The organism is Nostoc sp. MG11 (assembly GCF_014904695.1).
GTDB lineage: Bacteria > Cyanobacteriota > Cyanobacteriia > Cyanobacteriales > Nostocaceae > Komarekiella.
In genome coordinates this window covers 162041-184030 of the sequence record NZ_JACXXN010000004.1, presented here as the reverse complement: position 1 = coordinate 184030, position 21990 = coordinate 162041, and the positions used below count along the sequence as shown (strand labels likewise).

The 21990-nt window shown below is 41.6% G+C and carries 25 protein-coding genes; 11 read left to right on the top strand and 14 right to left on the bottom strand.

Going from position 1 to position 21990, the window contains the following annotated elements; translation table 11 throughout:
* Nucleotides 1–222: 222 nt before the first annotated feature.
* Nucleotides 223–1845 (bottom strand): mechanosensitive ion channel family protein, encoded by a 1623-nt coding sequence (locus HCR01_RS08160; protein ID WP_226889222.1) that lies wholly within the window; start codon nucleotides 1843–1845, stop codon nucleotides 223–225.
* A 575-nt stretch (nucleotides 1846–2420) separates the two neighbouring features.
* Between HCR01_RS08160 and ahcY the strand changes: the two genes are divergently transcribed.
* Together ahcY and HCR01_RS08150 are read left to right on the top strand one after the other, a co-directional pair.
* Nucleotides 2421–3698 (top strand): adenosylhomocysteinase, encoded by a 1278-nt coding sequence (gene ahcY, locus HCR01_RS08155; RefSeq protein ID WP_193195737.1) that lies wholly within the window; start codon nucleotides 2421–2423, stop codon nucleotides 3696–3698.
* A gap of 242 nt (nucleotides 3699–3940) precedes the next feature.
* Nucleotides 3941–4702 (top strand): metallophosphoesterase family protein, encoded by a 762-nt coding sequence (locus HCR01_RS08150; RefSeq protein WP_193195736.1) that lies wholly within the window; start codon nucleotides 3941–3943, stop codon nucleotides 4700–4702.
* Nucleotides 4703–4808: 106 nt separating this feature from the next.
* On the opposite strand, the gene HCR01_RS08145 is transcribed toward HCR01_RS08150, so the two are convergent.
* Nucleotides 4809–5666 carry a M48 family metallopeptidase gene (locus HCR01_RS08145; protein WP_193195735.1) on the bottom strand — a complete coding sequence of 286 codons (858 nt, stop codon included), beginning with the start codon at nucleotides 5664–5666 and terminating at the stop codon, nucleotides 4809–4811.
* A 457-nt stretch (nucleotides 5667–6123) separates the two neighbouring features.
* On the opposite strand from HCR01_RS08145, the gene HCR01_RS08140 reads away from it, so the two are divergent.
* The gene (locus tag HCR01_RS08140; protein ID WP_191757830.1) at nucleotides 6124–6654 is read left to right on the top strand and encodes a DUF4330 domain-containing protein; all 531 of its coding nucleotides are present in this window, start codon (nucleotides 6124–6126) and stop codon (nucleotides 6652–6654) included.
* Nucleotides 6655–6777: 123 nt separating this feature from the next.
* Here the strand turns inward: HCR01_RS08140 and HCR01_RS08135 are convergent, their stop codons facing one another.
* Nucleotides 6778–7674 (bottom strand): alpha/beta fold hydrolase, encoded by an 897-nt coding sequence (locus HCR01_RS08135; RefSeq protein WP_193195734.1) that lies wholly within the window; start codon nucleotides 7672–7674, stop codon nucleotides 6778–6780.
* A gap of 457 nt (nucleotides 7675–8131) precedes the next feature.
* On the opposite strand from HCR01_RS08135, the gene HCR01_RS08130 reads away from it, so the two are divergent.
* Nucleotides 8132–8716 carry a hypothetical protein gene (locus tag HCR01_RS08130; protein ID WP_193195733.1) on the top strand — a complete coding sequence of 195 codons (585 nt, stop codon included), beginning with the start codon at nucleotides 8132–8134 and terminating at the stop codon, nucleotides 8714–8716.
* A gap of 248 nt (nucleotides 8717–8964) precedes the next feature.
* The gene (locus HCR01_RS08125; protein ID WP_193195732.1) at nucleotides 8965–9738 is read left to right on the top strand and encodes an armadillo-type fold-containing protein; all 774 of its coding nucleotides are present in this window, start codon (nucleotides 8965–8967) and stop codon (nucleotides 9736–9738) included.
* 74 nt (nucleotides 9739–9812) lie between these two features.
* Here the strand turns inward: HCR01_RS08125 and ftsE are convergent, their stop codons facing one another.
* The 3 genes from ftsE to HCR01_RS39885 form a co-directional block, all read right to left on the bottom strand.
* Nucleotides 9813–10559: a cell division ATP-binding protein FtsE gene (gene ftsE / locus HCR01_RS08120; protein WP_193195731.1), complete on the bottom strand. Its 747-nt coding sequence runs from the start codon at nucleotides 10557–10559 to the stop codon at nucleotides 9813–9815.
* Between the two features lie 255 nt (nucleotides 10560–10814).
* Nucleotides 10815–11570 carry a WecB/TagA/CpsF family glycosyltransferase gene (locus HCR01_RS08115; protein WP_193195730.1) on the bottom strand — a complete coding sequence of 252 codons (756 nt, stop codon included), beginning with the start codon at nucleotides 11568–11570 and terminating at the stop codon, nucleotides 10815–10817.
* Nucleotides 11571–11805: 235 nt separating this feature from the next.
* Entirely contained in the window at nucleotides 11806–11931 is a 126-nt protein-coding gene (locus HCR01_RS39885; protein WP_264299886.1) for a hypothetical protein, read from the bottom strand.
* Nucleotides 11932–12345: 414 nt separating this feature from the next.
* Between HCR01_RS39885 and HCR01_RS08105 the strand changes: the two genes are divergently transcribed.
* The 3 genes from HCR01_RS08105 to HCR01_RS08095 all read left to right on the top strand — a co-directional run bounded on the left by HCR01_RS08105 (nucleotide 12346) and on the right by HCR01_RS08095 (nucleotide 15350).
* On the top strand, nucleotides 12346–13065 hold the full coding sequence (locus HCR01_RS08105) for a response regulator transcription factor (RefSeq protein ID WP_193195728.1): 720 nt from the start codon (nucleotides 12346–12348) through the stop codon (nucleotides 13063–13065).
* A 182-nt stretch (nucleotides 13066–13247) separates the two neighbouring features.
* Entirely contained in the window at nucleotides 13248–14921 is a 1674-nt protein-coding gene (locus tag HCR01_RS08100) for a SpoIIE family protein phosphatase (protein WP_193195727.1), read from the top strand.
* A 3-nt stretch (nucleotides 14922–14924) separates the two neighbouring features.
* Nucleotides 14925–15350, top strand: a complete 426-nt coding sequence (locus HCR01_RS08095) for an ATP-binding protein (RefSeq protein WP_193195726.1) — start codon at nucleotides 14925–14927, stop codon at nucleotides 15348–15350.
* A 150-nt stretch (nucleotides 15351–15500) separates the two neighbouring features.
* On the opposite strand, the gene HCR01_RS08090 is transcribed toward HCR01_RS08095, so the two are convergent.
* Nucleotides 15501–15932, bottom strand: a complete 432-nt coding sequence (locus HCR01_RS08090) for a nuclear transport factor 2 family protein (RefSeq protein ID WP_193195725.1) — start codon at nucleotides 15930–15932, stop codon at nucleotides 15501–15503.
* A gap of 238 nt (nucleotides 15933–16170) precedes the next feature.
* Here HCR01_RS08090 and queG point away from each other — a divergent pair, with 238 nt between their 5' ends.
* Together queG and HCR01_RS08080 are read left to right on the top strand one after the other, a co-directional pair.
* Nucleotides 16171–17145, top strand: a complete 975-nt coding sequence (queG, locus tag HCR01_RS08085; RefSeq protein ID WP_193195724.1) for a tRNA epoxyqueuosine(34) reductase QueG — start codon at nucleotides 16171–16173, stop codon at nucleotides 17143–17145.
* Nucleotides 17120–17755 carry an HAD-IA family hydrolase gene (locus HCR01_RS08080; protein ID WP_193195723.1) on the top strand — a complete coding sequence of 212 codons (636 nt, stop codon included), beginning with the start codon at nucleotides 17120–17122 and terminating at the stop codon, nucleotides 17753–17755. The genes queG and HCR01_RS08080 overlap by 26 nt, the downstream gene beginning before the upstream one ends.
* A 225-nt stretch (nucleotides 17756–17980) precedes the next feature.
* Here HCR01_RS08080 and HCR01_RS08075 read toward each other — a convergent pair whose 3' ends face one another.
* Nucleotides 17981–18355 (bottom strand): hypothetical protein, encoded by a 375-nt coding sequence (locus HCR01_RS08075; protein WP_193195722.1) that lies wholly within the window; start codon nucleotides 18353–18355, stop codon nucleotides 17981–17983.
* A 231-nt stretch (nucleotides 18356–18586) separates the two neighbouring features.
* Between HCR01_RS08075 and HCR01_RS08070 the strand changes: the two genes are divergently transcribed.
* A complete protein-coding gene (locus tag HCR01_RS08070) occupies nucleotides 18587–19117 on the top strand; it encodes an orange carotenoid protein N-terminal domain-containing protein (protein ID WP_193195721.1) in 531 nt (176 codons plus the stop codon).
* A 94-nt stretch (nucleotides 19118–19211) separates the two neighbouring features.
* On the opposite strand, the gene HCR01_RS08065 is transcribed toward HCR01_RS08070, so the two are convergent.
* The 6 genes from HCR01_RS08065 to HCR01_RS38550 form a co-directional block, all read right to left on the bottom strand.
* Nucleotides 19212–19979, bottom strand: coding sequence for an ABC transporter ATP-binding protein (locus tag HCR01_RS08065; protein WP_226889200.1), 768 nt, complete (start codon nucleotides 19977–19979; stop codon nucleotides 19212–19214).
* A 20-nt stretch (nucleotides 19980–19999) separates the two neighbouring features.
* Nucleotides 20000–20260 (bottom strand): hypothetical protein, encoded by a 261-nt coding sequence (locus HCR01_RS08060; protein WP_226889199.1) that lies wholly within the window; start codon nucleotides 20258–20260, stop codon nucleotides 20000–20002.
* Between the two features lie 57 nt (nucleotides 20261–20317).
* The gene (locus HCR01_RS38555) at nucleotides 20318–20458 is read right to left on the bottom strand and encodes a type II toxin-antitoxin system RelE/ParE family toxin (protein ID WP_320073095.1); all 141 of its coding nucleotides are present in this window, start codon (nucleotides 20456–20458) and stop codon (nucleotides 20318–20320) included.
* 117 nt (nucleotides 20459–20575) lie between these two features.
* On the bottom strand, nucleotides 20576–20776 hold the full coding sequence (locus tag HCR01_RS08050; RefSeq protein ID WP_226889198.1) for a hypothetical protein: 201 nt from the start codon (nucleotides 20774–20776) through the stop codon (nucleotides 20576–20578).
* Nucleotides 20777–20952: 176 nt separating this feature from the next.
* A complete protein-coding gene (locus HCR01_RS08045) occupies nucleotides 20953–21120 on the bottom strand; it encodes a hypothetical protein (RefSeq protein ID WP_193195719.1) in 168 nt (55 codons plus the stop codon).
* Nucleotides 21121–21452: 332 nt separating this feature from the next.
* A complete protein-coding gene (locus tag HCR01_RS38550) occupies nucleotides 21453–21923 on the bottom strand; it encodes a hypothetical protein (protein ID WP_226889197.1) in 471 nt (156 codons plus the stop codon).
* Nucleotides 21924–21990: the final 67 nt, after the last annotated feature.

The following is a 21990-nucleotide window of genomic DNA, read 5'->3' as shown; positions in this document are numbered from 1 at the left end:
AACCCGTGAATCCATCTTCCAGAAGGTTGTCACAAAGCCGTTTTGCATTTTACCAGGCTTTGTGAACGCTATATCTATTATAGTACATTTGTATTAGCATGTGGAAAGAGCTATATCTGAGCTAGAAAATAGAAGGATATAGAGCTGAATCTCCTAGGGTGAGTTACGGCTGAGAGTAACTCACCCTAGATTTATGAATTACAGATTAATAAATCCGCATTCTTAATCAGCTTTGCCATTCGCCTGAGAGTTGAGCAAATGAGGATCATTCACCCAAATCGCTTGTTGAGGTACAGGGATGGAAATACCTGCTTGGTCAAAGGCGACTTTTAAGCGACGGCGATACTCCCGTGCTACATCCCATTGTTTGAGTGGCTGTGTTTTAATCCATACACGTATCATCAAACCGCGATCGCCAAAAAGATCTATTCCCAAAACTTGCGGCGTTTCAATAATTTGACGTTGCCATTGCGGATCTCGATCCATCTCCAAGGCTATATGTTCAATCAACTTCAAAGCCTCGTCAACATCAGCCTCATAGGCAACTGGGACAGTTAAATCGGCTCTTGACCAACGGCTAGAAAGATTCGCAACAATTTTAATTTCACTATTGGGAATTGTGATCAACCGCCCTTCTGAATCTCGCAGCTGGGTCATCCGCAAATTCAGATTTTCTACTAAGCCTCCCACATCTCCCACAGCAATAACATCTCCTAAAGCGTACTGGTCTTCCAGGATAATCAAGAAGCCGTTAATTGCATCTTTAATCAAGTTTTGTGAAGCCAGAGACACCGCAACACCGACTAAACTAGCACCAGCTAGCAAGGGAACGATATCTATACCCAACGCAACTAGAGCCAGCAAAAAGCCAACTCCTACGCAGATAGCGGTAGCAATACTTTTAGTCACACCAGAAAATGTAGAAACTCGTAGTTGTAGACGTTCAGAACTTTCTGGAGTCAGAAAAGCACCACTACTGATTAGAGTTGAGGCGAAGCGGTCAATGAGAGCATAACTTAAACGAATAGCTACATAGGTCACTAGCGCCACAACAGCTAATCTTAAAGGAAATTGGGCGGCGTTGAGAATTCCTACTTGAAAGGCTCGTGTGTAGGGAAATAGACCCAAGATAATGAAACTTCCACCACCCCAAATTCCTGCTTGAGTTAGCTGGAACAATCGTTTTTTGGCTTCTTGGAGATGCTGCTGTTGCTGATGGTTCAGTTGTGTTGTAATTGGTTTAGCTGTTGGTGAAGTTGAAGGGCTAGGCTGTAATAAATCTTTTCTTAAAGAACGACGCTGCCAGCCATACACCCCTAAACTCATGACAATCATCGCCAATCCAGTAGCCGCAGCAATTTTACCTTGGTCAATGAGAAACTGAGTTTGTCGCTCTTGTTTTGCCCGTTGCAAGTCTTCTCGCAAAGCTTCGGCGATTTGGTTTGCTGATGTTGATATATCTAACTGTCGCAGTCCAGCATCGTCGGAAGTGACGGTCATCAGATATTGGTCGTTGACAAAAATTACTGGCAATTTGTTTGCTTCTCGAACCTCTACCTTGACTGTTTTTGCAGGTGACTGAAAGTAATTTTGGCTAATTGTCTCCAACTTCTTTTGGATATCTTCCAAACGCTCAGGAAAATTGGTTCTTGAAGCCGCTATTTGAAACAACTGGCGGCCATCCAAATAAACCCAGCCAGAAACAGTTCTGTTATTTGAGTCATTACTTACACTGCTGGGGGTTTGCAGCTGCGGCAAAAAGGGAATCTGGGCTGTAGCTTTAGGCACAAACCCAACTGCTATAGCCGTTGAACTAGCGATCGCTACTATCAGTCCTCTACTCAAATGACCTTTGGGTTGCACACCTTTTTTAGAGCCTTGTACAGACTGGGTGATGGTGCGGATTTTACCAAGGAATTGTCCTGAAAATGCCTGTCCTTTCTCCAGAGGAGTAAGGGCAACCTGATCTTTGACAAAGTTAGGCAATGGAACCTGCTTTGTGGTTGTCAAAAATTGAAAGCGCACTTAAACACCTCCTTAAGTGAAATCTACTGTTAAGTTCTATAACCATCCTCTTCAATCATTTTGAGTACATGTACCTATCTAAAGTTAAGTATTTCTTTTCATGTGATCAAATTTTGGTATTTTTTGATTGTTTTCTACCTTTAGACAGATGTTACTGTACTTAGATGCTTTGAGTAATGGCTAGAGCAATCCTTGATAATACTCTCACCAAAGATAAAACAAAAAGAAAAAACCTAGGGATGAAGTTGACATTAAGCTGATCAAACGTCAAGCTAGTGCTGAGGACTATTGACTAGCAGCTTGGTAATAACAAGCAAAATAGCTGGTGGTAGCACAATCAGTAAGGTACGTAAGATACTTACGTAACTTTTTTTACTTTTTTGAGGTAATTTTTGATGACCGCAACTTCTCCCCGATTAAAGCACGAGGTTAAAGACCTCGCCCTAGCTCCCTTGGGAAGACAGCGCATTGAATGGGCTGGACGCGAGATGCCAGTCTTACGACAAATTCGCGATCGCTTTGCCCAAGAAAAACCTTTTGCTGGGCTTCGGCTTGTGGCTTGCGCCCATGTGACAACAGAAACAGCACATCTAGCAATCGCTCTCAAAGCTGGTGGTGCAGACGCACTTTTAATTGCCAGCAATCCCCTGTCAACTCAAGATGACGTAGCCGCGAGCCTCGTCCTTGATCATGAAATTCCCGTCTTTGCCCAAAAAGGTGAAGATAACGAAACTTATAACCGTCACGTCCAAATTGCTCTAGATCACCGCCCCAACATCATTATTGATGATGGTAGTGATGTGGTTGCCACATTGATCCAAGAGCGCCAACACCAAATTGCCGATTTGATTGGCACTACCGAAGAAACCACAACAGGAATTGTGCGGCTACGTGCCATGTTCCGAGATGGCGTTCTCACCTTCCCCGCAGTGAATGTCAACGATGCCGATACCAAGCACTTCTTTGATAATCGCTATGGTACTGGGCAATCAACCCTAGATGGCATTATCCGCGCTACAAATATTCTGCTGGCTGGTAAAAACATTGTCGTTGCTGGTTATGGCTGGTGCGGTAAAGGTACTGCACTCCGGGCCAGGGGTCTTGGCGCTAACGTAATTGTCACCGAAATCGACCCCATCAAAGCAATTGAAGCAGTGATGGATGGTTTCCGCGTTCTGCCAATGGCCGAAGCTGCTCGCTTAGGTGATTTATTTATCACAGTCACCGGCAACAAGCACGTGATTCGCGCTGAGCATTTCGAGGTAATGAAAGACGGTGCGATCGTTTGCAACTCCGGTCACTTTGACATTGAACTTGACCTGAAATATTTAGCTTCTCAAGCTAAGGAAGTCAAGCAAGTACGTCCCTTTACTGAAGAATATAAACTGCCTAATGGCAAATCAGTCATCGTTCTGGGCGAAGGACGTTTAATTAACCTTGCTGCTGCGGAAGGACATCCCAGTGCAGTAATGGATATGAGCTTTGCCAATCAGGCTTTGGCTTGCGAATTCCTGGTGAAGAACAAGGGTAAGCTGGAACCCGGTTTGCACTCAATTCCCACTGAGGTAGATCAAGAAATTGCTCGGCTGAAGTTGCAAGCAATCGGAATTAGCATCGATACCCTAACATCAGATCAAATTGAATACACCAATTCTTGGACTACTGGAACTTGAGCTAATCCTGGCGCTCATAGCTCCAACGGTAAGGCTTAAGTCATAACTCCATGTTTTGAAAGTTTTTCTGTGGGATGGGCATGTCGCTTGTCCCACTTTCTATGTATTAATTCAAAACTTTCTCCATTCCTGGGATAATAATTGAAATAAAATTTGTCAAGTATTTTTAGTCTTATTTGCGGAAACCAAACAGCTTAAACTGTAGCAAAAGTGTTAGCCAAAATGATTCAAACTGAGAGACGATGAGCGAAATTAGCCCCCGTCGAATTGTCATTGGGGACGTACATGGTCACTATGAGGGTCTAATGACATTGCTGGAGGCGATCGCCCCCAGTTCAAATGATCAGATCTATTTTCTGGGAGACTTAATTGATCGTGGCCCTCAAAGTTCACAAGTAGTAAATTTTGTCAAGCAAAATAACTACCCATGTTTGCTGGGAAATCATGAGCAGATGTTATTAAGTATTCTGACTAACAAAAGCGTCTCCTCTCCAACAATGCAAGCATGGCTGTATAGTGGAGGGCAAGCGACCGTAGCCAGTTACGACAAAGCAACAATCCCTGACGAACATTTGGATTGGTTTAAGGCTTTGCCTACATATCTTGACTTGGGTGATTTTTGGTTAACTCATGCTGGTGTTGACCCTTCCAAGTCGGTAGCGGAACAAACCGCTGATCAACTTTGCTGGATACGAGACGATTTTCACAGTATTCAACAGCCTTACTTCCCGGATAAGCAGATTATCATTGGTCACACTATTACCTTTACTTTACCAGGTGTTACTCCTGGTAAAGTAGCACAAGGACAAGGGTGGCTAGACATAGATACTGGCGCTTATCATCCTAAGAGTGGTTGGCTAACCGGATTGGATGTTACAAATCATCTGGTTTACCAAGTTAACGTTTATAAACACCATCTCCGCACCCTGCCTTTAAAAGAAGCAGTAATTACGGTTGATCCAGCCAAAATCAAAGCTGAACGCCGCCACAAGCAGGGTGCATAATGCTGGATAGGAAGATTGAAAGTAACTGTTGAACGCCAGTTGCTTCAAGCTGGGTAACCCGTCCAACGCACTGGCTCCTGTTGAATTTTGAATCTGCACAGTGCTACTAAGATCGCGCTAATGAGCGAATATTTGCTTTATAAGCAGCATTATTCAAGCCATAATTTCCATTGCTGCGTTGAGAGTTAATGGCACGTTTAAGGGAATCGATGCGATCGCTGGTTGCGGGGTGCGTACTTAAAAATGTTGGAACCGAACCCTTTGTCAGCAGTTTTTGCATAAAGGAAACCATCGCAGATTGGGCATAACCACTGCGTGTCAAAGTTCTTAATCCTCTTTTATCGGCATCGAACTCATCTTGACGACTGCGTGGACGATTTAATGCTAGGTCTACACCAATACCCACAGCGGCGTTGCGATTTAATCCCGCAGCTGTTGCGACACCACTAGCGATCGCTTTTTGTCGCATCTGATTAACCAGGTGTTTGCCACCAATATGACCAATTTCATGGGCGATGACACTTGCCAGTTCTGCTTCGTTATCTGCGGCTTTCAGTAAACCAGTGTGAACATATACATAACCACCCAACGTGGCAAAGGCGTTGATAGCGTCATCGTCAACTACCTGGAAAGTATAGGAAAGATTGGGGCGATCGCTATTAGCTGCCAAACGCCTACCAATTTGTTCTACATAGCGATTAATTTCAGGATTGCGGTAAAGTCTGAGACTGCCTACTATTTCCTGATTAATCTGCTTACCAAGATCAGCTTCCTGGCGTGCGGATATATTAGAAAGCTGAAGTACCTGAACTCCCTGGAATAGAAGCGGAAATAAGTCTATAGCTCTACCAGGTAAGGGTGTACTCAAGCATAGACTGAGAGCGACTACCACTGAAATTAAGGGATATAACCAGCGACGTCGCCACAAACGGTAATTTGCAAAAAAGCCTTTCCAGTTGATCATAATCTGGTCTGAAGATAATCTTGGGAAAATATAAAACGATGAGACAAATTATGAGACGGATTTAGAGTATTCTAAGTTGCATTTTAAACACAACACCAAAGATGCGTAGTGGTGAGGCGATCGCAGCCTTGGACGCCACTTGCAAGTAAAGCGAGAACGCCTTGTCATTAAATATTAGAGTTCCAAGGAGTAGTAATCGTGAAAACCCCTTATTTCTTTTGTTTTAGAGATGAGAAGCCTTTGTTTTGCAAAGACTGAGGTTTAGGTACACTTTAGAATGGTCTATTTTACAACCTTTAAAGGACAGCTTCCTTCACTCCGAACTTTCAACAGACGTGATAAACTGTCGCATAACCGCAACGCCCAGTCGTGAGTATTACCAAGTAGGGAATATTGCCGTTACCCTTAAAAATCTTGCTGCTACAATCAATTACTTTGCTTATAGGAAAAACTTGTTATGGCTATATTAGATTCCAAAGGACGCTTATTCGGTAAAATCAACCTCCTTGATTTAGGTGCTGCGCTGGTAATTCTGCTAGTTATATTTGGCATCTTTTTCTTTCCGGGTACTTCCGGTTCTGTTGCCCAAGTCGGTACAAAGACAGTACCTATCGAAGTAGACTTAGTAGTTCGGGGTTTGAACGTGCGCGACCCTGAACAATTATTCAACAACGGATTAAAAAAAGGTGGAAAAACTAATGTGATTATCCGCAATCAACCATATGGTCAGATTGAGATTAAATCAATTCAACAGCTACCTAGAACAGTAAATGTTTTTCAACCTGATGGTTCCGTTAAAGAATTACCAGATCCAAAAAGCAACAATTTTAGTACAGATTTACTTTTGACTTTGGATGGCAAAGCCCAAGTTACTGAAAGCGGCCCAGTTCTAGGTAACAGTAAAGTTAAAATCGGTATGCCATTTGAGTTGGAAGGCTTCAACTACAGCTTTAATGCCACTGTCATTGATGTTAGATTAGACAAATAGCATTCTCACTTTTGTTGATAATATTTTACTCATTGTCTCCCGCTTCAGGAGGCAATTTTTTAGTGTGATCGCTTATTTTCGGCAGGAGTCAGTTGCAACTAGAAACTGACTCCTGAAAAATTACTAATTAAGCAAAGGTAAAAATTGGCGAATTAATCCAATTGTCACTGCTGGTAATTCTAACTGTGGCGTTAACCCTACATTTTCTAATTGTTGAAAAAATCGAATTACTTGAGGATTCATTTCAGCAAGGCGGCGACCAATTGAAGGGCCTGTAAATTCCGACTTCCGTCCCCAAATAATGGCGGTGGGAGTTGTCAACTGTTGAATGTAAAGAGATAAATCAAAACACAAATCGCCGCGTACGAAAGATAGCGCCGCATACTCAGCATTAGGCTGCTGGGCAGATTGTAAATAAGCCTCTACAATTTCTTCGTATATTCGATTAGGCTGGGCGAATTGTCTTTGCTCTAAAAAGCTACGAATACCTCCGCTAGTGGCAATTCCAGTGCTGTACAGCAAGCGGTCTACAACGGGAACGCTGACTACCTGGGCAAAAAAGCTACGGGTGTAATCTTCGCCAAAGTCAGACAGTCCAGCGGGAGTAGTGAGAATTAAGGACTTGAATAAATCAGGACAAGCGATCGCGACTCGAATTGTAAACGCTGCGGTCAGAGAAGAAGCGATCGTTGTGACTGGCCCTGTACAAGTCTGCTCGAAAAACTCTCGAATCGTCGTTAAATAATCCTCAATCTTGTAATTTCGTGGTGGATGCTCGGATCTACCCCAACCAATCAAATCTGGTGCAATAATTCGATATTCAGCAGCAAAAGCGGGATAAACTTTCGACCACTCATAAGCAGAAGACCCACCACCAAAACCGTGGAGGAACACCAAAGTTTCTCGGTCATCTTGTGCAGTTACATTGTCCTGCCAAGGTGAATTAGCGGCAGTATAATACACCATTCTACCTAGTGAGGTATTTATGGAGCGTTGCTCAAATCCTAGTGGCTGAAACATAAGTAATTTTAGTTACTGCGGTAATTATTTGCAATAGGTGATACAAGTATTACCTCAAAATACTTGTTTGTTGAGTTTAAACTCCCCATTCATTAGTTATTATGGGCTAAATTATCGATTTATAACTTCTTACCACCGTCAGATTAAGTAGATGTAAAATTGCTGAATTACTTGTAAAGATTTAGCGGTTTTTTTTCATAACAAACAATAAATTTACGTTGTGAATACTATGTTACAAGATTCTATGCTGGTAGCCGCTATTACTAAAGAGTGAATAGCCCATGAGTTTTTTGTGGTACTCTATCTATCAGAAACCTCACAGTTAGTTTTGAACGTCAGTAATAATCAAAATGCCAATCTTGATCAGTTATTAATTCTAGTTATCCATGTAAAAAGAATAGCTTTTGATGTAATTAATAATTTGATGATTCTCTAGATAGTGGTAAGGCGGGGTGTCATGGTAAAACAAGCTACTCTTCAATTTAATAAAGTGCCAACAGTTGGAGATGCTAAATTTGCGCTTGACAAGTGTAATATGCAAGACAAAGTTACAACTTCAGCTTGGCGAGGCCCAGTAAAGCAAGCTGTTGAGACCACTAATGCAGCTGAACCTACTTGTATTTATTTAAACTTGGAAGATTTGAAATGTTTTGAAGCAGTGGAGCGCCAGTATGAACATTGGGGAGTTATTTTTCACAATTCTTTAGCAATACAGCCATCAAATTCAGCATTTCCGGCCTATTCGGGATTGACAGTCTTAATGGGAGCGCCCAAAAGCGGATTTTTAGAAGCTAGTTTCTTACGTCCAGTTAACTGGGTTAGTGCCTTTGTCACTAGTTCGCAACGGCTAGTGTTTTCTGCTTATGATCGCGATCAACAACTGCTTGCCCAAGCTGTCTTAGCAGAAGCTAATTTGGCTAATAACAACTCGGCGATACCCCCCAATACTTTACTATCTGTAACAGCGAACAACATTTACAGTGTTACCTTTTGTGCTTTTGATGGTCAATTTACCCTTGATGATTTTCATTTTTGTTTTTAACTAACAACTCCGTGACAAAACTGCTCTCACTCGCCTTAGTCCAGGTATTCTTGTAGAGTATTATTGATTGTCAATGACATACCTGTGTATTAGGAAAATATTAAAGTATGAAGTATTAGATTTCAGCCTAGACTTTGGGAACACTTACCCTACAAGAACTACACTGAACACCCTTCATCTTTTAGCCTTTCCTAATTTCTGGTAAAGCTTATACATCAAATAATCTTGTAATCAAGTAGGTAAACACTGTGACACAGGCTTCGTCTTCTTGGCGGCAATTGATCAACCAGATCCCCAACTGGTCGCTTCCAGAGTTTAAGACGGGAAGAGGAGCCACAAAGCAGCGAACTTTCAAGCGTTTCTCTCAACCTGGAGGCGTTTTTGGGTTTCTGTTAATCTTCATTGCTATGCTGTTGTGGAACTGGAAGTTGCTGTTGGCGCTTTTAATCGGTGTTGGGGTAATGATATTCATTTACTCAATGCAGGGCTGGAACTGGCAATTACGCTGGCTAGAAATCCGTAGGTTTTTAAACGGTTCAAATCGTCGATTAGCCTTAGCTGTCGGTAGTGGTGGACTGGCTACTGTCAGTACTTACATGGCAGCCGCAATCTGGGTTGACTCCCACAGTCCTTGGATTGCTGCTGTTGCTATTGTGCAAGGTGTGGGGACGCTGTTAACTTTATTTTTGTTAGTGTGGCAAATCGTCAGTCTTTATGGAAATCAAGAAGAAAACCACCTTGATCAGTTGTTGATCAACTTAACGGAAACAGACCCCCTGAAGCGTCTGATTGCCCTGCGTCAACTAACAAAATTTATCGCCCGTAAGCAAGTTGATGCTTCGTCACAGCAAAGTGTTGTCGAATGTTTGCAACTCCTACTCAGACAAGAGAAGGAAACAGTAATTCGAGAGGCAGCTTTTGAGAGTTTGCAAGCCCTGGATAGCTTGCAAGGAATAGCATCTAGTACAGCCGTTCCGCTACGCAAAGTCCAAAGTTCAAAGCCCACAGTTTTTAACCCTTGACACTTGAACGCCACTTGCTTTAAGCCGGGAAACCCGTCCAACGCAGTGGCTCCCCTTGACCCCTTGACTCTTAACTATTTTCGTGACAGTCGTCCATTGCGAACCTGCACTACTGGATGATTGCAACGCCGTACTAATTGTTCATCGTGGGTGGTGACAATTACTGTGGCTCCAAAAGAATTTAGCTTTTGGAGAATCTGCATTACTTGCCAGGAATTATCTGGATCAAGATTTCCGGTTGGCTCATCCGCCAACAGCAACGGTGGTGTTCCGACGATCGCCCGCGCAATACTCACTCGCTGTTGCTCTCCTCCAGACAGTTGATCTGGGAAGCAATCAGCTTTAGTCAGTAAACCTACTAGTTTCAAAGTTGGTTCTAAACGCCGTTGAATTTCCTTGCGAGTATACCCTTGAGCTTGCAGCACAAAAGTCACATTTTCCGCTACTGTGCGTTGAAGAATCAGTTTGTAGTCTTGAAACACAATACCAATACGTCGTCGCAATGATGACAAGCGATCGCCTCGTAAACCCACTACATTACATTCATCAACAATTACTTGTCCCTGCGTTGGTAACTCTTGGCCATACAGCAGTTTCAAAAGCGTTGATTTACCAGAACCACTCGGCCCTGTAATAAATAAAAATTCTCCCTTTTTGACTTCCAGATTTACATCTAACAAGGCGTGACAGCCGTTGGTATAGGTCTTTGTTACAGAGAGCAATTGCACCTTTGCAGTATTGCTACTAGTGTATTGTTGAGTTTCACTGCCCTCTTGATAAACAGATTTGTCAGTCCTTCCTGGAGTTGTTAATGCTGGCATTTTTAAATATTCCTCATACCCACAATCAAACAGCTTGAGGGCTTAGATTTGCAATTCTCCCCAAAATAAGGATTCCCACGTTTCCCCTGGGAAGCTCAAATCCAACAACGAAAATTTAAATTTTTGTAAAGACCTCAGTACTACTATCCCAATTAGCGCAATTTGGAATTCAATTTCTTCAGTATTGCCAGTAACTTGATGCTGGAGTCTTTTTTGGCAAAAGGATCTGTTGAAGTGCCTCTGTCAGCATTATCACTAACCAATTGCCCCCCTTGCAGTCAAGCGATAAATAAAGGCTCTCACAGCAAACATTGGCAAAGCTAGCATCCGCCGCCAGCGCCAAGGTTCTTGATAAAGCCGATACAGCCATTCCAAATTGTTGTTTCCTAGCCAAGCGGGAGCACGAGTTTTGGTTCCCGACCAAATATCGAAACTGCCACCAACACCAATCCATATTGCTTGGGGGCACAAATGCCGATTTTTGGCAATCCACAACTCTTGGCGTGGCACTCCCAAGCCAACAAAAATTACTTGTGGCTGCAATTGAGTGAGAGTTTGTCGCAATTGCGCTTCCTCTTCTGAGGAATGGTAGCCTGAGTGAGTACCTGCTATGTTCAAATCTGGAATTTGCTGCTGCCAAAACTCTGCTGCGCTTGCAGCCACTCCAGGCGCTCCTCCATAAAAAAAGACTTTTGTCTCTGTTGTCTGTTGTCCAAGTTCTTGTAACAGTTTTTCTGCTAATTCAATCCCTGGAAAACGTTGCACTTTTTGCCATAATAACCACCGTAAATACAAAACAACCCCTGCTCCATCTGGAATCACTAGCTCGGCATTTTGAATGACCTGAGCTAGGGATTTATTCCGCTCTGCTTGCATGGTCATTTCTGCATTGAGTGTTACAACATGAGTTCCTCTGCCTGCGTGCAGGCATTCTAGCAACCAGCCTGGATAGTTAGTCATCACATGAACTGGTATCCCCAACACCGAAAACGCTTTAGGCGGTTTAGACATAGCCTACTTTTTGATTAGCATCACACCAGATTCTCTCGAACGTTAGTTTATCAAATTTTTTTATATATTGTAAATTGTAATTTTAGTAACAGATAATTGAGCCTTATTTTAGTGTATGATATATAATTTATCTCCAATTAAGTGATTTAACTGGCAGGGATAAAACCGGGATAAAACCAGATAAAGTTTTTTTGATAAAGAAGGATTGTCTAATTTTCTAGAAATAACACTTACTTTAGGTGGTGATTTTTGGGAAATGTCTGAGAATGCGATTTTCCTCTGGAGACTCTCTGCGATCGCATTTGTTAAATGGATAGGCAACATTCTCATAACCATAACTTTGCCTTATCCAAGCCAGCATACTCTCATTAGCAAAGGAGGTGAATCAACAGCAAGCCTCCATCAGAGAAGCACCTATGCGACCAATCCCTCAGAGGGTGTATGTAAAGGTTGCAGCATGATTCATTAGCTCCGCAAATAATTAAGTATGGCTTGTCTTGTTATTTGAGGAAGTAACATCTGCGACAGTAGAAGCCATTGTACTAATTGGTCTTGGGTGCTTGTACCTTGGGTGAACCAACCCTGATTTTATGATTGAAGTGTAATGTTCATGTAGGGGAATGAATGGCTGTGGCACTGGCAATACCCCCACGTGTTAGCTTTTTTTAAACAGCACTTCTATATATTTGTACAAATGTCTTTAATCTACGTCTTTTAAGACTTTCTAGTAAACTCGATTTTACAGTTAAGGTAGGGTAACGGGCTGAAGTTGGCTATGAGTAAAATTCGCATCGCTCTGATTGAAGATCATGACCTAACTCGTGTGGGTATTCGGACAGCACTACTGCAAAAGGACGAGATTGAAGTTGTAGGGGAAGCCGCCAATGCTACTGAAGGGTTAAAAATGCTAAAAAAACTACAACCGGATATTGCGATTGTAGATATTGGTTTACCAGATAAAGATGGCATTGAGCTGACACGGGAAGTGAAATCTACTACTAATGGCGAAGAGTTAGCAACGAAGATATTAATCTTAACATTGCGGGATAACAAAGAAGCGGTGTTGGCAGCTTTTGCTGCGGGAGCAGATTCCTATTGTATGAAAGATATCAAGTTTGATAATTTGCTGGATGCAGTGCGAGTAACTTACAATGGCAACGCTTGGATCGATCCAGCGATCGCTCGAATTGTGTTACAACAAGCCCAACAAAATCCCCAAAAGTCAGAATCAGCTTCCTTGGATAGCAAGACAATTACTTCTAACCCTGATTATATGGATAATTTAGAAGGAATTGAGCCATACACCCTGACAGAAAGGGAGTTGGAAGTGCTACAGTTGATTGTTGAAGGTTGTAGTAATGCAACTATTGCGGAAAGACTTTACATCACTGTTGGGACTGTTAAAACTCACGTCCGCAATATTTTAAATAAACTATGTGCCGATGACCGTACCCAAGCAGCAGTACGTGCTTTGCGTTCTGGTTTGGTGGGATAGGGTTACTTTTGGTATATAGCAATGCTTGAGCAAACAGAAGAGAAACTAACAGCTTTGAGCAAGTTATATGTTCAAAGTGGATAGATTCTCTTGACGATTACTTTTTGATTGTTTATTGCTTAACAGGTGAGATAAACATTACACTATCTCGCCATTCAGGTATTTAAAAAACAAAGTCATATATGACTGAAACAGAGGTAGAAAAACTTAAGCTCATGGTGGTAGACGATGAGCCGGATAACTTAGATTTACTCTACCGTACTTTTAGGCGAGATTTTCAAGTACATAAAGCAAATCATGCTCGTGATGCCCTGGAAATCTTGGACAAAATTGGCGAGATGGCTGTGATTATCTCTGACCAAAGAATGCCAGAAATGAACGGCACCGAATTTTTCAGTCGTACAGTTGAGCGTTTTCCCGATACAATTCGCATTTTATTAACTGGTTTTACTGATGTCGAAGATTTGGTAGACGCGATTAACTCTGGTCAAGTTTTTAAGTACATTACCAAACCCTGGAATCCAGAACGGCTTAGAGCATTAGTTGAGCAAGCTACTGATACATATCGCGTAGTTAAGAAGCGCACGCAGGAATTGCGTCGGGCCTTGCGGCGAGAATCTTTGTTTAATGAAGTGACAACGGCAATTCGGGAGTCTTTGGACTACAACAGTATGCTGCAAAAGACCGTGGCAACCATTGGACAAACATTTGAAGCTACTAGTTGTTTGCTCAGACCAGTAGAGAGCGATCGCCTGACACAAGATCGGTTCTTCTATCATGATCCCAAATCTTATGTATCTGATAGCTTCTTCGACACCAGTCTTTTGATTGAAAAAGTTCTGGAAACCCGTCATTATCAACTTACACAAAATATATATAACGGCAACCCCTGTTACCACCTAGTTGTTCCACTTAGCTACCAACAACATCTGCTAGCTGTGCTTGCTCTCCACCAATGGGGATGCGATCGCCCTTGGGAAGACGAAGACATCCAACTAATTGTCGGTGTTGCAGAACAAGCAGCTTTAGCCCTGTCCCAGGCAAAACTCTACCAGCGCCTTCAGGAAAAGCAAGAGCAGATCCGCGTTGAGTTGGAAGTTGCTCGCCAAATCCAAATCAACTTGCTACGTCAAAGTTTACCTGATATTAAAGATGTGAAGGTGCAAGCCTGCTGTTACCCTGCTCGCGAAGTGGGAGGGGATTTTTTTGAAGTATTTGTCCATCCCAAAGGTGACTTATGGTTAGCTGTGGGTGACGTTTCTGGTAAAGGTGTCCCAGCGGCTTTATTCATGGCTAGTGTTATTTCAGTGTTGCGTCGGGAATTATCTCAAGAAGCACCAGCCGCTCCCAATGTAGTAATGCAAAATCTTAACTACACCCTAGGCGATGACTTGATTAGCAACAATTATTTCATCACCCTTGTATTAGCCTGTTATACCCCTACCACTAGAGAACTCGTCTACACTAATGCCGGCCACATCTATCCGATGTTGTGGTCACGCCAAGCCACTGTAGCGGACGAACCTAATTACCTCAAAGTCCGCAGCGTTCCTTTGGGGATTTTGCCTAAGTGGCAAGCACAGTCTGGCCGCTTGATTCTGACTCCTGGAGATACGTTACTGTTAACCACAGACGGCATTACTGAAGCTATGGTATCAAGTAATTTATGTTTAACAGCAAAAACCGTGGGTGGCGTTGAGCCACTTAACCGTTCTATGCTGAATCAAGACGGTCTTTGGCAACTCTTACAAGGAGCAGCCAAACCCCTTTCTCTTAACCATTTATTAGCTCGCATCCAGGCAGACAACCACGTTCAAGAAGATGATCAAACTATACTCTCATTGGAGGTTTTGTAAGTAATGAAAAGTGAGCTTCATGTACCAAGTGACTTGAATTTTCTCAACATCGTCGAAAACTGGTTGCTAGGATGTTTGAAAGTCCAGCTAGGGGAGTCTGTGGATTGGTCACGGCAATCAAGTCGTTTGCGACTGGCTTTGGTAGAAGCTTATTCAAATGCAGTACGTCATGCCCATAAAGACAAGCCAAATTTGCCAGTTTTACTGCGTTTAGAATTGAAAAACCGGGATCTTGCCATAGAAATTTGGGACTACGGCGACGGCTTTGATATGTCCACCTACTTCCCGCCAAACCCTACAGAAAAACAAGAGGGTGGTTATGGTTGGCTGATTATGAATCGTCTCATGGATAAGGTAGAGTACCAGTTGAAGGTTAATGGTGCTAACTGTCTCAAGTTAGAAGCCACTCTACCAGAACTAGTCAAATAAACTTGACTAAATGAAGCCTGTATTAAAATTATCTTTTTTTATCAGGAATTAAGTATATTTTCTCTTTCAGGACTTACGCGCATAGGCATCTAGCTGAACAGGCAATTTTTTAAAGAAACTAGGTTTGTTTACGTAAGTCCTAAATTCTTGCTACTTTTCAGGGCGCATGGAAAGTAACTCTTGGGGAGAGGCTAAGAGTTTGATTCTGGTATAAAGAATTTGCCGTTGTTGGTTAAGAATAAATAGCCATAGTACATTCACGCCGCACCAGGAAGTTTGTGCTTTGCCTGTAACCTGAACTTGGATTTGCTCATTTTCCAAATTATCAGCGATTCCTTGGTGAGGTAGAGCTTTAACGTTTTGGGCTTCTTGTTTGAGGTAGGTAGCGATCGCATCTGGCCCCACAATATCAGATTCAAATGGTGGATGCATCACACCATCCTCGGCAAACAAGGTTGCAGTTGCCTCAAATTCTCCTGCATTCAAAGTTTCAAAATAACGCAGTATGTTTGATTCTGTAATTCCCTCAATCTGGAATTCTTCTTTCGGCTGTGTTGAGGGGATAGATTTAGCAGATGTCATAGAATTACCTGGATTATGCTAACTAAATATTAATTTCATTCCAAAATCAGCCAAAAAGAAAGCTGCTATTGAGAGAGATTACTATACATATATAAATCTTCCTCATGATGGAAGTGTGGGAGCAAAAGCGCTACAAAGATAGGCTGAATCGATGGTAGGTAACAAATTTTAAACAAAAGTATTGACTGTATAATGTATAATCTACTTGCTTCTGATTTGGCAAAATTCAAATAAAAAAATGAGTGATTGTTCCGTAACAAGCAGCACTGTAGTGAAAGAAAAAGCCAAAGATTTGGGATTCCACAAAGTTGGCATTGCTGCTGTAGATAGGGCAGATGCCACAGAAGCACAGAGGTTGCAAGCATGGATAGAACTGGGTTATCACGCCGATATGGAATGGATGACTAACCCGAAGCGTCAGGATATCCGCTCAGTGATGCCAGAAGCGCGATCGCTTGTGTGTGTTGCTTTGAATTACTACACACCTCATCAACGTCCTGAAGGCGAGAAGTACGCCAAAATTTCCCGTTACGGCTGGGGAAGAGACTATCATAAGGTGATGCACAAAAAACTCAAGCAGCTAGTCACCTGGCTAAAATCACTTGGTGAAGGTGTTCGAGCTAGCTATTATGCTGATACTGGCCCAGTGCAGGATAAAGTATGGGCACAACAAGCCGGAATTGGTTGGATTGCCAAAAATGGTAATGTGATTACGCGAGAGTATGGCTCTTGGCTATTTTTGGGTGAAGTGTTGACAAATCTGGAACTAGAGAGCGATCGCTCATCAAGTGAACACTGCGGTAGCTGTACTCGTTGCCTTCAGGCTTGTCCCACAGGTGCAATTACTCAGCCTTTTGTAGTTGATGCCAATCGTTGCATTGCTTATCATACGATTGAAAATCGAGCTGATAAATTGCCAGAGACACTTACACCTCATTTGCAAGGCTGGGTTGCTGGTTGCGATATTTGCCAAGATGTTTGTCCTTGGAATCAGCGTTTTGCCCATACAACTGATGTCGCAGAGTTTCAGCCTTATCCTGGGAATCTTGCTCCCCAATTGTTAGAATTAGCCCAAATCTCAGATCAGGAGTGGGATAAGCGATTTCCGGCATCTGCTTTGCGGCGGATTAAGCCACAAATGTTAAGACGGAACGCCCAAGCTAATCTTGATGCATCCAGGCGAAAGAATGACCCAGAAAGTAATTATTTTTGATTTTGATGGCACGATTGCTGATACAGTAGATGCTCTTGTAAGTATTGCTAATCGTTTAGCCGTAGACTTTGGTTATAAACAAATCACTCCAGAGCAATTAGGTTTCCTCAAAAATCTGACATCAAGGGAAATTATTAAATACTCAGGAGTTTCTTTGTTGAAAATACCTTTTTTGGTTAAAAAGGTTAAAGCAGAATTAAAAAACAAAATCCCAGAATTAAAACCCATTCCTGGAATTCAAGAAGCTTTAATAGAACTCCAAACTGAAGGATATAAGCTGGGAATTATCACTTCTAATTCTCAAGATAATGTTATTCAATTTCTCACTATTAATAATTTAGATCACCTATTTGACTTTATCTACTCTGGGATCACAATTTTTGGCAAAACAACGATAATTAATAACGTATTAAGGCAAAAGCAACTCAAGCCTCAAGAAGTTATTTATGTTGGAGATGAAACCAGAGATATAGAAGCGTCAAAAAAAGCAAATATCCAGGTAATTGCAGTTACTTGGGGATTTAATTCACTTGAAGTATTAGCCAAACAAAAACCAAATTTCTTAATCCGCCAACCTAGCGAGCTGTTAGAAGTAATCAAAAGTTGTTAAATACTCACAAAAAATCTACAGCAGGGGATAGGTTTGAAAGTATTTTATCATCAGGATTTTATGATCAGATGATGTCTTAAACTACCTGGTAACAGCTAGATCACAAACATTTTGAAAATATTTTTATCTTGTAATAGTGAGACCACGAAGAGAAAACCCACTCCAATATTTGGAGCAGGTTAAATAATTTTGAAATAACTTATTTTGTGTCAAATATAGCCAAACTTAATTTTTTCGCTCACCTTTTTCCAAGGCTTTTTTTACTAAATCATCGCTAACGTTGGTTACACCTTCAGTCTGTGAACCCCTAACTTCCTTAGCTAAATCTGCATAATCTTCAGGCTTACCAGTTGGCTGTGCTTGAGTTTTTACTTCTTGTGTTTTAGAGATAGTTTGTTTTGGTGCAGTTGCTACTTCGGCTGCTGCTGAACCTTCACTTGTGCGGTCAATTTCACTAACACTAAATTGTTGTGCCGCTGCATAATCAGCATCAAAATCAACAGTAGGTGCTTTTTCTTCACCACTAGCGATACTATCAGCAGCTAATTGTGCGTCATGGGTAGGGGCTTCATTTACATTTGGCTTCACTTCATCAGGCATAACCAACACCTTGGGTAATTTTTAAGTAATGTTTTAATTGTTGGAGTAATTGTACCAAAGCTATCTGTTAATTACTTGCTCCCTTGGGAGATATTTTTACCTCTATTAAAAGGTAGATAAAAGCTGAATATCTGATTAATAAAACTCTTTCTCTTGGAAGTAGAAGGTAATGATCAAACTCTGGTAAGCCTTAGTTTGGCCCATTAAAATAAATGACCTTGGAGACAAATTATGGCTGCAAGTTACGACAAAAGCATTTCTCAAGCCCGGAGCAACGAAACTCAAAAAGCGGTGGATGATTTTAATGCTTTAGATACTGATGCCAAACTAGGGTGGCTGTATTTGGTTTATAAAAAAATGGGTAACTCGATTACTCCTGCTGCTCCCGCTGCTGCTGAACCAGAATTAGCACCAATTCTGCTAGGAGACTATTTGAAATTGTCAGATGAGCGGCAACTAGACATTATGCGGGACATAGTCAACCGCAAAGACACAGAGTATTCCCATGCTTATGGTGCGATTAAAGAAAACAACCAGCTGTTAGTTTGGTATGCTTGGGCAGTGGCTATGGGGGATACAGTAGTTGGAATGCCAAACAACTACGAGCCAACTAAAGCAATTAACGATTTGCTTTCCCAAATTGAAGCACTAGATTTTGAAGAACAAATGTCGGTGTTGCGGACAATTGCTGGAGAAATGGGCTACACCGATGTTAAACCGATTGAGACGCAGTCACAAACTGGTAAAACGTCAAGTTTGTAATTTGTAATTAGTTCAAATCTGCATTTATAATACGAATTTGCCAAAATTTGACTAGACATGAAACGCTTTGTAGAGGCACAACATTGTTGTGCTTCTACTCATGCACAGCAAGGTGACTTAAATCGGCTGGTGTCAAATCCGAGTGTACTACTTCACCATCACGAAACCAAACAATACGTTGGGTTTGTCGAGCAACATCTGGTTCGTGAGTTACCATGACAACTGTGATACCACTGGTGTTTAGTTCGCTAAAAATATCCAATACTTCTTGGGTTGTACGCGAATCAAGTGCGCCAGTGGGTTCATCAGCTAGTAGTACAACAGGACGGTTGACAATGGCACGTGCGATCGCTACTCTTTGCTGTTGTCCACCCGAAAGTTGAGTTGGTTTGTTGTTGAGGCGATTTGCTAAACCTACTCGTGTCAGTGCTTCTGTTGCGCGATCGCGTCTTTCACCAGGATTCACACTAGCATACACCATCGGCAGCATAACATTTTCTAAGGCTGATAGTTGGGGCAATAAATGGAATTGTTGGAATACAAACCCCAGTTTTTTGTTACGGATGTGTGCCAATGATTTATCGGCCATTTGTGCCACATCAATGTTGTCTAAATAATAATGTCCAGTGGTGGGGCGATCCAGACAGCCTATGATATTCATGGCTGTAGATTTACCAGAACCAGAAGGGCCCATAATCGCGCAATATTCCCCCTGTTCTATAATTAAATTGACATCATTTAGCGCTCGAACTTCGGTTTCGCCACTGCCATAAATCTTGAAAATATTCTCTAGGCGAATGATTACTGATTTAGGGGCTGGATTAGAAAAATCGGGGTCGGTAATTGATAGAGTTTTTGTCATAAAAATTTGGTTATTAGTTATTAATTCTTTCTTCCTTGTCTTTCTTGTCTTCCTTGTCCTTTATTTATCCACCACCAACCCAAGGCGATAAACAACAATGTAGTAACAATACTCAAAAGCAAAGAGGCGTAAAAGGGATGGGGTGGGTTTTTGGGAGATATTGCAGTTAGGGGTTGGTTGATTTTGTCGATGTGTTGAACGATTACGCTAGATGCGATCGCACCACCGCCGAAGCCTATACCTAGTATTTGGATCGTGTGTTCTAGGGAGCGATCGCACATTTATACTATGCCGTGAATTGAGTCTAATAACCGTACAAATAATTATGCTCATTCTCCCTAATAAATTTCACTTCGATGACCAACTTTAGTAATGATAATTAACTGACTCTCTATTTCAAATTCATAGATGACTCGATAATCTCCTACTCTTAACTTATAAAATCCCGACCATTCTCCCGTTAGAGGTAGAGGAGTTATCTGCTCAAAATTGATACTTAATCATTCAATCTTATTAAGAATCCGTAGGCGCACCACTTGAGCCAGATTATCTAAATCAGTTATAGATTCTGGTTCAAAACTCACAGAATAACTCATTTAATGCTCTATCCCATACCTTTTATATACCTCCGATGCTGGAATAGTAGGTCTTCCTTTTAGCCGTTTTTGCCGTATTTCTAATAAACTTTGCTTGAACGACTCATTAACTTTGTTTCCCTCATCAGGATCACCGAAGTATTCATCTAGAATTTCATCTACTGTGTTACGGATCAAGTTTTGTAAATGTTCTGTCGTCATGTCTTTTATTTGCATAGTTTCTCCGAGCAAGGAAATATACACATAATTATACCAATTAGGAAAAAATTAGTAATCTACTTTAGAGGAGGTTTGATAATTAGCCAATCTAATAGGTAAATTTCTAAGATTGTACTCATACCTACATTATGGTAATTTTGGAAAACGGTGAAATCATTTTAAAAAATATGACTTTGACGCAGTTGCACTTGTTGCAAGAGTTGACAACTGGGTGCATAGCCTACGCCGTTGGGGAATAAGTCAAATAAGTATGATTCCTTGACAGGTAAAGCATGGAGAGGAAACAGGTGCAAAAAGCGATGGGAATTAGGATTAATCTGTCGCATTCTTGGTAAAATGGGGCTAATATTTCCTCAAGATGCAGAATTCCTGCTAACTTTTTCAGCCGTTCTTCTAGCTGATTTTGCCATTTAATTTTAGATTGGTCTTGCTGGTTATAGTAGTCACTTAGATATTTATTTCTCCAATCGATTAAGGCATTAAAGTCTTCTGGTTGTGATTGCCAAAATGTTAATTCTTGCCCGTTAGGTTGGATAATAAAAGTGAGAATTCTATCTCTAGTGATGTACCATTCTATAATTGCAGTGCCTTTCTCTAAAGTTTTTTGTAATTGCTCAAATTTAAAGCTAGAACCAACAGGTAGATAGCTGTCTTGTAATTATTGGCGGTGCTGTCGCAATTGTTGAAGATGTTGGGCTAAGTCTGTTGGATTTTCGGCTTTGCCATTTTGGGGTTGATATTGACTACTAGCTATTTCATTTTCAAGTTGTTCTAGTTGAGTGACAACTTCTGGAGGGAAAATAGTTCTGCTGTCACGGTTGAGAATAAGTTCTACTAAATTGCGGTTTTTGCTGCGTTCAATATATTCTGTGGCTTTGTAAGCCTCTATATCTTGTGGGGTGATGGGGGTAGTTTTTGGAGTGAGTTGTGTTGCTAGGTTTCTCAACCAGTTTGCAATATTTTCTTCTCCCTGCTCTGCAAAATGCTCTGCTACTACTGCCAAAACCTGCAAAAAACCAGCATCAAGCAATTCTGTATTAGCCGCTAATATTTCCGGTTCTTGACCATTAGGGCAATCTAGCAGGCTTTTGATCAGCTGGCAATAAACCTGTAGGCGCTGTTCGTTCATAATCCATAATCAGGTGCAAGTATCATGTAACACCTTTTTTATTATGGCTTGTTGGCGATTAGCGCAA

Coding starts and splice junctions, on each gene's coding strand:
- ahcY (WP_193195737.1), top strand. CDS start 2,421: ATGACCGCAACTTCTCCCCGATTAAAGCACGAGGTTAAAGACCTCGCC.
- HCR01_RS08150 (WP_193195736.1), top strand. CDS start 3,941: ATGAGCGAAATTAGCCCCCGTCGAATTGTCATTGGGGACGTACATGGT.
- HCR01_RS08145 (WP_193195735.1), bottom strand. CDS start 5,666: ATGATCAACTGGAAAGGCTTTTTTGCAAATTACCGTTTGTGGCGACGT.
- HCR01_RS08140 (WP_191757830.1), top strand. CDS start 6,124: ATGGCTATATTAGATTCCAAAGGACGCTTATTCGGTAAAATCAACCTC.
- HCR01_RS08135 (WP_193195734.1), bottom strand. CDS start 7,674: ATGTTTCAGCCACTAGGATTTGAGCAACGCTCCATAAATACCTCACTA.
- HCR01_RS08130 (WP_193195733.1), top strand. CDS start 8,132: ATGGTAAAACAAGCTACTCTTCAATTTAATAAAGTGCCAACAGTTGGA.
- ftsE (WP_193195731.1), bottom strand. CDS start 10,559: ATGCCAGCATTAACAACTCCAGGAAGGACTGACAAATCTGTTTATCAA.
- HCR01_RS08115 (WP_193195730.1), bottom strand. CDS start 11,570: ATGTCTAAACCGCCTAAAGCGTTTTCGGTGTTGGGGATACCAGTTCAT.
- HCR01_RS39885 (WP_264299886.1), bottom strand. CDS start 11,931: ATGCTGGCTTGGATAAGGCAAAGTTATGGTTATGAGAATGTTGCCTAT.
- HCR01_RS08105 (WP_193195728.1), top strand. CDS start 12,346: ATGAGTAAAATTCGCATCGCTCTGATTGAAGATCATGACCTAACTCGT.
- HCR01_RS08100 (WP_193195727.1), top strand. CDS start 13,248: ATGACTGAAACAGAGGTAGAAAAACTTAAGCTCATGGTGGTAGACGAT.
- HCR01_RS08095 (WP_193195726.1), top strand. CDS start 14,925: ATGAAAAGTGAGCTTCATGTACCAAGTGACTTGAATTTTCTCAACATC.
- HCR01_RS08090 (WP_193195725.1), bottom strand. CDS start 15,932: ATGACATCTGCTAAATCTATCCCCTCAACACAGCCGAAAGAAGAATTC.
- queG (WP_193195724.1), top strand. CDS start 16,171: ATGAGTGATTGTTCCGTAACAAGCAGCACTGTAGTGAAAGAAAAAGCC.
- HCR01_RS08080 (WP_193195723.1), top strand. CDS start 17,120: ATGACCCAGAAAGTAATTATTTTTGATTTTGATGGCACGATTGCTGAT.
- HCR01_RS08075 (WP_193195722.1), bottom strand. CDS start 18,355: ATGCCTGATGAAGTGAAGCCAAATGTAAATGAAGCCCCTACCCATGAC.
- HCR01_RS08070 (WP_193195721.1), top strand. CDS start 18,587: ATGGCTGCAAGTTACGACAAAAGCATTTCTCAAGCCCGGAGCAACGAA.
- HCR01_RS08065 (WP_226889200.1), bottom strand. CDS start 19,979: ATGACAAAAACTCTATCAATTACCGACCCCGATTTTTCTAATCCAGCC.
- HCR01_RS08060 (WP_226889199.1), bottom strand. CDS start 20,260: ATGTGCGATCGCTCCCTAGAACACACGATCCAAATACTAGGTATAGGC.
- HCR01_RS08050 (WP_226889198.1), bottom strand. CDS start 20,776: ATGACGACAGAACATTTACAAAACTTGATCCGTAACACAGTAGATGAA.
- HCR01_RS08045 (WP_193195719.1), bottom strand. CDS start 21,120: ATGCGACAGATTAATCCTAATTCCCATCGCTTTTTGCACCTGTTTCCT.
- HCR01_RS38550 (WP_226889197.1), bottom strand. CDS start 21,923: ATGAACGAACAGCGCCTACAGGTTTATTGCCAGCTGATCAAAAGCCTG.